At 68.2% G+C, this 12,263-nt stretch carries 8 protein-coding genes and 2 pseudogenes; 9 read left to right on the top strand and 1 reads right to left on the bottom strand.

Annotated features, from left to right (window positions below; translation table 11 throughout):
- From MKK51_RS10055 to MKK51_RS10025, 7 genes and pseudogenes are all read left to right on the top strand, one after another.
- Window positions 1–205, top strand: a pseudogene (locus tag MKK51_RS10055) (1-deoxy-D-xylulose-5-phosphate synthase); the annotation flags it as partial.
- 148 nt (window positions 206–353) lie between these two features.
- Window positions 354–1,394: a hopanoid-associated sugar epimerase gene (gene hpnA / locus MKK51_RS10050; RefSeq protein ID WP_243976798.1), complete on the top strand. Its 1,041-nt coding sequence runs from the start codon at window positions 354–356 to the stop codon at window positions 1,392–1,394.
- On the top strand, window positions 1,391–2,305 hold the full coding sequence (gene hpnC, locus MKK51_RS10045) for a squalene synthase HpnC (protein ID WP_243976797.1): 915 nt from the start codon (window positions 1,391–1,393) through the stop codon (window positions 2,303–2,305). The genes hpnA and hpnC overlap by 4 nt, the downstream gene beginning before the upstream one ends.
- The gene (hpnD, locus tag MKK51_RS10040; RefSeq protein WP_243976796.1) at window positions 2,302–3,156 is read left to right on the top strand and encodes a presqualene diphosphate synthase HpnD; all 855 of its coding nucleotides are present in this window, start codon (window positions 2,302–2,304) and stop codon (window positions 3,154–3,156) included. Before hpnC ends, hpnD begins: the two co-directional genes overlap by 4 nt.
- Window positions 3,156–4,472, top strand: coding sequence for a hydroxysqualene dehydroxylase HpnE (hpnE, locus tag MKK51_RS10035; RefSeq protein WP_243976795.1), 1,317 nt, complete (start codon window positions 3,156–3,158; stop codon window positions 4,470–4,472). Before hpnD ends, hpnE begins: the two co-directional genes overlap by 1 nt.
- Before the next feature lie 38 nt (window positions 4,473–4,510).
- Entirely contained in the window at window positions 4,511–6,508 is a 1,998-nt protein-coding gene (gene shc, locus MKK51_RS10030) for a squalene--hopene cyclase (protein ID WP_243976794.1), read from the top strand.
- A 135-nt stretch (window positions 6,509–6,643) separates the two neighbouring features.
- A complete protein-coding gene (locus MKK51_RS10025; RefSeq protein WP_243976793.1) occupies window positions 6,644–7,324 on the top strand; it encodes a phosphorylase in 681 nt (226 codons plus the stop codon).
- A 97-nt stretch (window positions 7,325–7,421) separates the two neighbouring features.
- On the opposite strand, the gene hpnH is transcribed toward MKK51_RS10025, so the two are convergent.
- The gene (gene hpnH, locus MKK51_RS10020; RefSeq protein WP_018044393.1) at window positions 7,422–8,585 is read right to left on the bottom strand and encodes an adenosyl-hopene transferase HpnH; all 1,164 of its coding nucleotides are present in this window, start codon (window positions 8,583–8,585) and stop codon (window positions 7,422–7,424) included.
- 638 nt (window positions 8,586–9,223) lie between these two features.
- Here hpnH and MKK51_RS10015 point away from each other — a divergent pair.
- Window positions 9,224–11,890, top strand: a complete 2,667-nt coding sequence (locus MKK51_RS10015; protein WP_243976792.1) for an MMPL family transporter — start codon at window positions 9,224–9,226, stop codon at window positions 11,888–11,890.
- Between the two features lie 234 nt (window positions 11,891–12,124).
- Window positions 12,125–12,263, top strand: a pseudogene (locus MKK51_RS10010) (PTS cellobiose transporter); the annotation flags it as partial.

Here is a 12,263-nt window from a genome sequence, read left to right as displayed (position 1 = left end):
GCACGTGCTGCATCTCCTGTCGGAGAAGGGCGCGCTGGACGCGGGCCGGGTGCGGGTGCGGACGCTGACGCTGCCGGACACCTACCAGGACCACAACAGCCCGGAGGCGATGTACGCCGAGGCCGGCCTCGACGCCGACGGCATCGTCAGGACCGTAAAGGCCGCCCTGCCCGAACAGAAGGCCGGACGCCTGCGTCTCGCCTGATCCTCCCGCCAGGCGTGTGGCCGCGCACGGAACTCTCCGTGTGTGGCAGTGCTGCGCTTGTTCGCCCTGCCGTTCGATGGGAAAAGGCCGGGCATGACGTGCCGATCCGGCACGTATTCCTATCCGATTCCCAGACCTTACGAGAGACATGACAGAGGCCCCCCCTTCCGGCAGGTTCGACGAGAGCCGTTTCGGTGCCGGCCCGGTTCTCATTACCGGAGCGAGTGGGTTCCTCGGTGCTGCCCTGGTGGACGTGTTCCGCAAGGCCGGCTTCCCCGTGCGGATCATGGTTCGGGCCTCGTCCCCGCGCACCAACCTCGTCTGGAACGATGTCGAGATCGTCGAGGGCGACATGCGCGACCGCGCATCGGTCGCCGCCGCTCTCGCCGGCCAGCGCTACCTCGTCCATGCCGCAGCCGATTACCGGCTCTGGGCGCCGGACCCGGAGGAGATCGTCCGGACCAACCGCGACGGCGCCGTCATCCTCATGGAGGAGGCCCTCCGCGCCGGTATCGAGCGGATCGTCTATACGTCGAGCGTCGCCACCATCAAGCCGCATGACGACGGCACGCCCGCCGACGAGACGCGACCCCTCACCCCCGGCACGGCTATCGGCGCCTACAAGCGCAGTAAGGTCGTGGCCGAACGGGTGGTCGAGGAGATGGCGGCCCGCAACGGCCTGCCCGTGGTCATCGTCAACCCGTCGACGCCCATCGGCACCCGCGACGTGAAGCCGACGCCGACAGGGCGCATCATCGTGGAAGCGGCCCTCGGGCGGATACCGGCCTTCGTCGATACCGGCCTCAACCTCGTCCATGTGGACGACGTGGCCTACGGCCATCTCCTCGCCCTGCGCCATGGCCGCATCGGCGAACGCTACATCCTCGGCGGCGAGAACGTTCTCCTGTCGCAGATGCTCGCCGACATCGCCGGCATGGTCGGCCGCAAGCCGCCGACGATCAAACTGCCGCGCGCCGCGGTCTATCCGGTCGCGTTCGTCTCCGAGCAGCTGGCGCGGATCACCGGCAAGGCTCCGCTCGCCACCATCGACGGCATCAGGATGTCGCGCTACCGCATGTTCTTCACCGATGCCAAGGCACGGGCCGAACTCGGCTACACCGCGCGGCCCTATCGCGAGGGCCTGTCGGACGCCCTCGCCTGGTTCCGCCAATCGGGGTACGTGAAGTGAGTGCTCCTCTCGACACCGCGACGGATGCGCGATCGGGCAAGGGGCACAAGGACGAGAACTTCCCCGTCGCCTCCCACCTGATCCACCCGAAGAATCGCGGCGCCATCCTGGCGTTCTACGATTTCGTGCGGGCGGGCGACGACGTCGCCGACCATGCCGAACTGGCGCCGGAGCGCAAGATCGAGCTTCTCGATCGGCTCGCCGACGCCCTCACGGGCAAGGGCCCCTCCGACCCGGAGGCCGAGCCGCTGAAGCGCGAGCTTTCCGCGCGCGGTCTGCCGCCGACGCACGCCCTCGAACTCCTCGATGCCTTCCGACTCGACGCGCGGAAGAGCCGCTACGAGGATTGGGACGACCTCATCGCCTATTGCCGGCTCTCGGCCATGCCGGTGGGGCGCTTCGTCCTCGACGTCCATGGCGAGGACCCGGCGGTGGTCTGGGGGCCGTCGGACGCAATCTGTGCCGCCCTCCAGATCATCAACCATCTCCAGGATTGCGCAAAGGACTATCGCCGCAACGATCGTGTCTACCTGCCGCGGGACGTGCTGGAGCGCCACGGCGTCTCCGTGGAGGCGCTCGCCGCCGACACGGCCTCCCCTGCCCTGCGGGCCGTCATCCGTGAGCTCGCCGAGCGGACCATGGTCCTCCTCGACGAGGGCGCCGTGCTGCCCGACCTCATCGACGACCTGCGCCTGAGCCTCGAGATCGCGGCGATCCATCGCCTCGCCGTGGTGCTCACGAAGGGTCTGCTCACCCGCGATCCGCTGTCGGAGAAGGTCCATCACGGCAAGGCGGGCTTCGCCCTCACCGCTTTCGGCGGGATCGCGGCGACGCTGGCGCGGCGTCCGCTCCGCTCGCGCATTCTCCGCCGTCAGGCCACGCGCGTCGCGAGCCACGGAGCCCGGCCATGAGTGCCACCGCATCTCCCGCTTCCGTGGCCTCGGACGCGCAGGACGCCGCCCTGCCGGCGGCCGGCTCGTCGTTCTACACCGCCATGCGGCTGCTGCCGAAGGATCGCCGCGAGGCGATGTACGCGGTCTACGCCTTTTGCCGCTCGGTGGACGACGTCGCCGACGATGGCGGGCCCGCGCCCGTCCGTGCGGCGGAACTCGACCGCTGGCGCGCCGATATCGACGCCCTCTATGCCGGCAATCCGGCTCCGCGCGTGCGCGACCTCGTGGTGCCCATCCGGCGCTACGGCCTCCTGCGGGACGATTTCCAGGCGGTCATCGATGGCATGGCGATGGATGCGTTCGAGGACATCGTCGCCCCCGACGAGGCGACCCTCGACCTCTATTGCGACCGGGTCGCCAGCGCGGTCGGGCGGCTGTCCGTGCGCATCTTCGGCCTGCCGGAGGCCGACGGCATCCGCCTCGCCCATCACGAGGGCCGCGCGCTTCAGCTCACCAACATCCTGCGCGACATCGATGAGGATGCCGAGCGCGGCCGCCTCTACCTGCCCCGCGAGAAGCTTGCCGCCATCGGCCTCGCCGATCCGACGCCTCAGGCCGCCATCGCCCATCCCCGCATCGGCGAGGTCTGCATCGCCGTGGCGAGGGAGGCGGAAGCCCATTACCGCGACACCTGGACGATCATCGACCGCAATCCGCGCAAGGAGACGAAGGCCCCTCGCCTGATGGCGGCGGCCTACCGGCTCTACCTCGACGCGGTGCTGAAGCGCGGTTGGGCCATGCCCCGCGCCCGCGTGAAACCCTCGAAGCTCGCCCTTCTGGGCGTCGCGCTTCGTCACGGGATCCTGTGATGACGGGAAGACAAGCCGGAACGGTCCATGTCGTCGGCGCCGGGCTCGCGGGCCTGTCGGCCGCCGTATCCCTCGCCGAGCAGGGGCGCCAGGTCATCGTGCACGAGGCGGCCAAGCAGGCGGGCGGGCGCTGCCGGTCGTATTTCGATTCGACCCTCGGCCTGACCATCGACAACGGCAACCACCTGCTGCTGTCGGGCAACCGCTCGTCCCTCGACTTCCTGAAGCTGGTGGGCGCCCCCGCCGATGCCCTGACCGGACCGGACGAGGCCGAGTTCCCCTTCGCCGACCTGAAGACCGGCGAGCGCTGGACCCTGCGGCCGAATGCCGGACGGGTGCCGTGGTGGGTGCTGCAGGCGTCGCGCCGCGTGCCCGGCAGCCGGGCCATGGATTACCTCGCGCCCCTGAGCATTCTGCGCGCCGCCTCTGGCAAGGCGCCGGGTCGCGGCGGCACGATCGGCGAACGCATGGAATGCTCGGGGCCGCTCTACGAGCGCCTCTGGCATCCGGTGCTGCTCGCCGCCCTCAACACCGATCCGCAGGAGAGCGACGTCGGCCTTGCCGCCACGATCCTGCGCGAGACCCTGGGCGCGGGCGGCGCAGCCTGCCGGCCGCTCGTCGCCGTCGGCGGCCTCTCGGTCGCCTTCATCGATCCCGCCCTGTCGTATCTGGAAAGGCACGGCGCCGAGATGCGCTTCGGCCGTCGCCTGCGCGGCCTCGGCGCCGATGCGGGCCGTGTTGATACGCTGCTGTTCAGCGACGAATCCATCACGCTCGGCCCCGATGATTCGGTGGTGCTGGCCCTGCCGCCCTGGGTGGCGTCCGATCTGCTGCCGGGCCTGGCCGTTCCGCAATCCTACCGGTCGATCGTCAATGCTCACTTCGCGATCCTTCCTCCACAGGGCGCGCCGTTATTGCTCGGCGTGGTGAATGGTCTGACGGAATGGCTCTTCGCCTATCCGGACCGACTGTCGGTGACCATCAGTGGCGCCGATCGCCTGCTCGATGTGCCGCGCGAAGACTTGGCCAGAAGGATCTGGGCTGAGCTCTCGACTTTGACCGGACTTGCACCGGAACTGCCAAGCTGGCAGATCGTCAAGGAGAAACGGGCGACCTTCGCGGCGACGCCCGAAGAGGCCGCACGGCGCGCGAGCGCCGTGACGGCCCACGACAATCTCGTCCTGGCAGGCGACTGGACCGCGACCGGCCTGCCATCGACGATCGAGGGGGCGATCCGTTCGGGAACGACGGCCGCACAGGCGCTTCTCAAGGGAGCGCGTGGACGCGGTGAAGCGATGACGCGCGGCGCGGCGTGAGGGAGGGGCCGCGTCAGGCGGCGCTTGAGGCGAGGACGATGCGAGAGGCATTCAAGAAGGTCGAGACGCTCCAGCGTCCCAAGACCCAGGAGATTTCCCTGGACGACGTCGAGCATGGAGTCATGCGGGCGACGCAGGCGCTGACGAACCTCGTCCATGCGGACGGGCATCTGTGCTTCGAGCTCGAAGCGGATGCCACGATCCCCTCCGAATACATCATGTTCCACCAGTTCCGGGCGACCGCGATCCCCCCGGATCTGATGGCCAAGATCGGCAATTACCTGCGCCGGACGCAGGGCAAGCACGGCGGATGGTCCCTGGTCCATGACGGGCCGTTCGACATGAGCGCCAGCGTGAAGGCGTATTACGCGCTCAAATTCGTCGGCGATTCCATCGAGGCTCCGCACATGCGGCGCGCCCGCGAGGCCATCCTGTCGCGCGGCGGGGCCGCCAATTCCAACGTGTTCACGCGCTTCCTGCTGGCTCTGTTCGGCGAGGTGCCGTGGCGCGCCGTTCCGGTGATGCCCGTGGAGATCATGCATCTGCCGAAGTGGTTTCCTTTCCACCTCGACAAGATCTCCTACTGGGCGCGCTGCGTGATTGTGCCCCTGCTGGTGCTGCAGGCCAAGAAGCCCCTCGCCAAGAACCCCCTCGGCCTCGGCGTCGCCGAATTGTTCGTGACCCCCCCGGACCATGTCCGGTCCTGGCCCGGCAGCCCGCACGCGACCTGGCCCTGGACGCCGATCTTCGGCGCCATCGACCGGCTGCTGCAGGTCACGCAGGATTATTTCCCGAAGAAGCGCCGCCAGCGCGGCATCGACAAGGCCGTGGCCTGGACGAGCGAGCGCCTCAACGGCGAGGACGGCCTCGGCGCCATCTTCCCGGCCATGGTCAACACCGTGCTCATGTACGAGGTGCTCGATTACCCCGCCGATCACCCGCAGGTGCGGATCGCCTGTGAGGCGGTCGAGAAACTCGTCGTGGTCAAGGAGCACGAGGCCTACGTCCAGCCCTGCCTCTCGCCGGTCTGGGACACGGCCCTGGCCGGCCATGCCCTGCTGGAAGCCGGCGGCCCCGATGCCGAGCATCAGGCCCGGCGCGGCCTCGATTGGCTGCGTCCGCTCCAGGTGCTCGACATCAAGGGTGACTGGGCGGCCGGACGCCCCAACGTCCGCCCCGGCGGCTGGGCGTTCCAATACGCCAATCCGCACTTCCCCGACCTCGACGACACCGCCGTGGTGGTGATGGCCATGGACCGGGCGACGCGCCAGCACGGTCTCGTCGCCGACGTGCCGGATTACGCCGCCTCCATCGCCCGCGCCCGCGAATGGGTCGAGGGCCTGCAATCGAGCGATGGCGGCTGGGCGGCTTTCGACGCCGACAACAACCACCATTACCTCAACAACATCCCGTTCTCGGATCACGGCGCCCTGCTCGATCCGCCCACCGCCGACGTCACGGCGCGCGTCGTCTCGATGCTCTCGCAGCTGGGCGAGACCCGCGAGACTTCGAAGGCTCTCGATCGCGGGGTGAAATACCTCCTCGACGACCAGGAGGAAGACGGCTCCTGGTACGGCCGGTGGGGCATGAACTTCATCTACGGCACCTGGTCGGTGCTGTGCGCCCTCAACGCCGCCGGAGTCGACCCGGCCTCGCCGGAGATCCGCCGGTCGGTGGCCTGGCTCATCCGCATCCAGAACCCCGATGGCGGCTGGGGCGAGGACGCCTCGTCCTACAAGATCGATCCGGCCTTCGAGCCCGGCTACTCCACCGCCTCCCAGACCGCCTGGGCGCTGCTCGCCCTCATGGCGGCGGGCGAGGCCGACGATCCGGCCGTGACGCGGGGCATCAACTACCTGACACGCACGCAGGGGGCCGACGGGTTCTGGTCGGAGGAGCGCTACACGGCGACCGGGTTCCCGCGGGTCTTCTACCTGCGCTACCACGGTTACCCGAAGTTCTTCCCGCTCTGGGCCATGGCCCGCTATCGCAACCTCAAGCGCAGCAACACGCGGTCCGTCGCCTACGGGATGTAGGCTCTCCTCGACCCTCTCCCCTCTGCGGGAGAGGGGGCGCCCTCCTCGGACACCGCGCTCCCCTCACCCGACCCTCGCCGACGCGAGGGCCACCTTCCCCCGCAGAGGGGAGAGGGAGTGCTGGCTGGACATCCCATGCTTCCCATTCTCGCCGTTACCGGCCTCTCCAAGGAGGCCCGGCTCGCCGCCGGTCCCGGAATCGAGGCCGTGGGAGCAGGCGGATCTCCCCAACGCCTGCGCGCTCTGCTCGACTTGCGCCGGGAGCCCGGATGTCGTGCCGTGATCAGCTTCGGCATCGCGGGAGGGCTCGATCCGTCGCTGGTCCCCGGCGACGTGGTGATCGCCACCGGCATCGTCGGTGAAACGGGACGCCGAGAGACCGATGCCGTCTTGCGCGACGCGCTCCACTCGGCCCTGTCGAGAGCCGATCTGACGACCCTCTCCGCCGACCTCGCCGGAGTCGATGCCGCGATCATGAGCGTCGAGGCCAAGGCCGGTCTTCACGCCCGCACCGGGGCGGCGGCGGTGGATATGGAATCCCATGTCGCCGCAGATTTTGCCGATCGCCACAAGCTTCCCTTCGCGGCGATTCGAGTGGTCTGCGACCCGGCCGATCGCGCGCTGCCCGCCTTCGTCGCCACGGCGTTGAAGCCGAACGGCGATCCCGACCTTCTCGCCGTTCTCACGGCCCTCGCCCGGCGACCCGCGCATCTGCCGGCACTGATCCGCCTCGCCCGTGATTCGGGGCGAGCCTTCGCCGCGCTCTCCCGGTGCAGGGCCACCCTCGGATCCGGCCTCGGCCTGCCGAACCCCTGACGCTCCCCGGCTTCATCTCGGCGCACACAAAAAAAGCCCCGCGATGCATCGGCATCGCGGGGCTTTTGTTTCGGGGCACGCGTCGCGTGCGGCGGGGTCAGGCCGCCGTGCGGTTGCGCGCCTCGCGCTTGGTGTCGACGCCCGAGGCTTTGATCTCGGACAGCTTCTGCGCGACGTTGCGCGAGAATACGAACTCGGCCGGACGCTGGTTCTCGAGGCTGACCTCGGGAGCCATCTCCCCCTCGGTCTTGATGCCGCGGATGGCGTGGATCAGCGGCTTCCACGGCTTCTTCACGGAATCGACCACCGACGAGGCCTCATAGCCCGAATGGACCATGCAGTCGGCGCACTTCTCGTAGTTGCCGGTGCCGTAGGAATCCCAGTCGGTCTCCTCCATCAGCTCCTTGAAGGTCGCCGCGTAGCCCTCGCCGAGCAGGTAGCAGGGCTTCTGCCAGCCGAACACGGTGCGGGTCGGGTTGCCCCACGGGGTGCAATGGTAGGTCTGGTTGCCGGCCAGGAAGTCGAGGAACAGGCCCGACTGCTGGAAGGTCCAGTTCTGTCGGCCCTTCTCCTTGCCGTGCCGGAACACGCCGCGGAACAGGTCCTTCGTCGCCTTGCGGTTCAGGAAGTGCTGCTGGTCGGGGGCGCGCTCGTAGGCGTAACCGGGGGAGACGGTGATGCCGTCGATCCCGAGCTTCGTCACGGTGTCGAAGAAGTCGGCGATCTTGTCCGCCGAGGAATTGTTGAAGAAGGTGCAGTTGATGGTGACGCGGAAGCCCATCTCCTTCGCCTTCGCGATGGCCGAGACCGCCTTGTCGTAGACGCCGCGCTGGCACACCGACTGGTCGTGCATCTCCTTGTCGCCATCGAGATGGATCGACCAAGTGAAGTACGGGCTGGGCTTGTAGTCCTTGATCTTCTTCTCGAGCAGCAGCGCGTTCGTGCACACGATCGCGAATTTCTTCTGCGCGATGATGCCTTCGACGATCTGCGGCAGATCCTTGTGCAGCAGCGGCTCGCCGCCGGCGATCACGACCATGGGTGCGCCGCACTCGCGGACAGATTCGAGGGCGTCGGCCACCGGGAGACGCTTGTTCAGGATCTCGTCCGGATAGTCGATCTTCCCGCATCCGGCGCAGGCGAGATTGCAGCGGAACAGCGGCTCCATCATCATCACGAGCGGGTAGCGCTTGCGACCGGTGAGGTGCTGCTTGAGAATGTAGCCGCCAATCTTCGCGACGTAACGGAGGGGAATACCCAAGACGCGGCTCCTTGTTTTTGGCCCCGATATGAACCGGTGCATTACCGCGAAAAGCGGCGAAATTCCAGCGCACTAGGCTGGAACGGATCTTGATCCGCCCGTACGGCCGGCGCACGATGCGTGTTTGAGCGGTCATGGGGCAATACGGCCACAGGGAAGCGCATGTCCTCGCGCTCCCGTGTTCCGGCGTTATCCCATCCTTATGCTGAACCGTGGTGCTTTTTCCTATTCGGCCAGCGAATGCCAGAACTGCGCGACCTCGGAGCGACGGATGGTCGGCCCGGCGCCTCGGACGACGGTCCGTCGAGCCGCAGAGATGGTGCGGTGCGCGGACGCACATGGCCGCGTCCGGCGGTCGAGAGGATGGGGCAGCGTTGCATTTCCGCCAGCCGATGAGTACGGACACCATCGATCGAAGGGGGGGCGTCGGTAGGGTCGGGCCGGTGCGGCATCGGCCGTCGCCGAGGCATGCCTTCGCCTCGATGTGCCGCCGGGACTCGTGGATTGCCTCGACAGGTGGTAACCGACCCTTGGACCAAGACCGGTCCCGCGCCGAGATCCTCGCCTGTCCCTCGCATCCGCGACACCGGCCGGTTTCGTTCGGGCGGGGCCAGCGTCGCTAGTCAGGTAGGATACTTGTGATCGAACGTCTCGTTGCGTTTTCCGTCCAACGCCGCTGGTTGGTCATCGGCCTGGTGGCGCTCCTCACCGTCGGAAGCGCGGCGCTCGCCGCTCACCTCTTCCGCATCAACACCGATGTCGAGCGTCTCATCGACACGGATGTGCCCTGGCGCCAGGACGAGATCAACTACGAGAAGGCGTTTCCGCAACGGACGGGAACCCTCGTGGCCGTCATCGACGGCAAGACGCCCGAGGTCGCCGAACAGGCCGCGGCCACGTTCGCCAAGGCGCTCCTCGACCACCCGAATCAGATCGAGACGGTCTACCGCCCCGATGGCGGTCCGTTCTACGACAAGAACGGCTTCCTGCTGATGCCGCAGGAAGAGCTGACCAAGACCATGGATCAGCTCGTCCAGCAGCAGGGGCTGCTGGGTCCACTTGCCGCCGACCCGTCCCTCCGCGGCCTCATGCGGGTGCTCGGCCTCGGCGCACGGGGCATCAAGAGCGGCGACGCCAAGATCGAGGACCTCGAAGGTCCGATGAGCCGGATCGACGAGGTGCTGCGCAAGGTGCTGGCGGGAGAGCCGGCCCGCCTCTCCTGGCAGCTGCTCCTCTCCGGCGGCAAGGCCCAGGGTACGGAACTCCGCAAGTTCATCATGATCCAGCCGAAGCTGGATTACGCCGCGCTCCAGCCCGGTGCCGAGGCCTCCGCCCTGGTCCGGCGCATCGCCACCGACCTGAAGATCAACACCCTCGGCGGCCTTACCGGGGCGGACAACCCGCGCATGCGCCTCACCGGCCCGGTGGCGGTGGCCGACGACGAGTTCGCCACCCTCGCCGAGGACGCCTTCCTCAACTACAGCGTCACGGCCGGTGCCATCATCCTGTTCGTCTGGCTGGCCCTGCGTTCGGCCCCCCTCGTCGGTGCGGTCCTGATCACCACCTTCGCCGGTCTCATCGTCACCGCGGCCCTCGGCCTCCTGATGGTGGGCGAGCTGAACCCGATCTCCGTGGCCTTCGCCGCCCTGTTCGTGGGGCTCGGGATCGATTTCGGGATCCAGTTCGCGGTGCGCTACCGGGCCGACCGGTTCGAGCAGCCGGACCTGTCGAGCGCCATCCGCGCCGCGGCGCGAGGCGTCGGCTGGTCCTTGAGTCTCGCCGCCATCTCCCTCGTGGCGGGGTTCTTCGCCTTCCTGCCCACGGCGTTCCGCGGCGTGTCCGAGCTCGGCCTCATCGCCGGCGTCGGCATGATCGTCGCCTATCTCTTCTCGCTCACCCTGCTCCCTGCCCTCATCGCGGTGTTCAAGCCGAAGGGCGAGGCGCGGGCGGTGGAGACGACATGGCTCGCCGGCGTCGACCATTGGATCATCGAGCACCGCAAGATCGTGCTCGTCATCGTCGGCGTGATCACGGTGGCGGGCATCCCGCTGCTGTTCAAGCTGCCCTTCGATTCCAACCCGATGCACCTGCGCAGCACCAAGGTGGAATCGATCTCCACCTATCTCGACCTGATCAAGGATCCGGAGACGAGCCCCAACCTCATCGACGTGATCGCGCTGAACGTGCAGGCGGTGCCCGAGCTCGCGGCCAAGCTGAGGGCCCTGCCCTCGGTCGCCCGCGTGATCGACATCGACACGTTCGTCCCTCCGGATCAGGACCAGAAGCTCGCGAGCATCGCCGAGACGGCCGAACTCCTCGGCCCCATCCTGAACCCGGCGAGGAAGCCGCCGCCGCCCACCGATGCCGACACGGTGAAGGCGCTGAAGGAGGCGGCCACCGCGCTCAAGGGCATCGCCACCGGTGACGCGGACGGAGCCAAGGCCGCCGGTTCGCTCTCGGGCACGCTCGAGTCCCTTGCCGCGGCCACGCCGCAGCTGCGTCAGGCCGCCAACGTGGCGGTCACCACCGATCTCAACACCCTGCTCAACCGCCTGCGCGGCATGCTGGCCCCCGAGAAGGTCACTCTCGCCAACATCCCGCCGAAGCTGAGGGCCGAGTGGATTGCCGCCGACGGCCGTGCCCGGATCGAGGTGCATCCGAGCGGCGACGCCAACGACAACGTCGTGCTGCGCCGCTTCGCCAAGGAGGTGCAGACCGTGGCCCCGCACGCGACCGGCGCGCCGGTGGCGACGACCTCGTCGAGCTACACCATCCTCGGCGCCTTCGTGCAGGCGGCGCTGACCGCGCTGGTGGCGATCTTCATCATCCTGTCGGTGGCCCTGCGGAAGCCCTGGGACGTGGCGATGACCCTCGGCCCGCTGGTCCTCGCCACCCTCTGGACGCTGATGGCGCTGCATGTGGTCGGCATGCCACTGAACTTCGCCAACATCATCGCCCTGCCGCTGATGCTCGCGGTGGGCGTGGCCTTCCACATCTACTACGTCATTGCCTGGCGGGCGGGCGTCACCGACATGCTGGCCTCCAGCCTGACGCGGGCGATCTTCTTCTCGGCCCTGACCACCGGCACCGCCTTCGGCTCCCTGGTCCTGTCGAGCCATCCCGGCACGGCCAGCATGGGCAAACTCCTCGCCCTGTCGCTGTTCTTCACCCTCGTCGCCGCGTTCTTCGTGGTCCCCGCCTTCCTCGGCCCGCCGCCGAAGAGGCCGGACCCGAAGCGCCCCGAGGGCGAGGATGCCGTGGCGGGGTTCAGGCCGGCTAAGTCCGATCCCGTGCCGGTGAAGTAGGGCCGAGGAACGGTCCATGAAAAAAGGCGGCCGTCGCATCACGCGACGGCCGCCTTTTCTTTGCCGGGGCCTAGAGCATTTTCAAGCGAGGTGGACGCCGGCTCGCGTGAAGAAAATGCGGCTACACAGCAGGTTAGAGCATTTTCCGTGATCCAGAGATTACGGAAAATGCTCTAAGAGAAGTCCGAAAACCCGCCCCTCACCGCCCCGGAATCCGCCAGGGCCGCGATCGTCTCCGGCGCGATGACGCCGCAGCGCGTGGCGGGGCTCCTGCGCCACCTGCCGGACGGCCTCACCGAGCTGTACACCCATCCCGCCACGGGCGGCGGCTTTCCGGGCGCGGCGCCGGGCTATGCCTATGCCGCCGAGCGCG

The sequence above is a fragment of the Methylobacterium sp. E-045 genome, from assembly GCF_022829685.1.
GTDB lineage: Bacteria > Pseudomonadota > Alphaproteobacteria > Rhizobiales > Beijerinckiaceae > Methylobacterium.
This window is presented reverse-complemented; position numbering and strand designations above follow the sequence as displayed.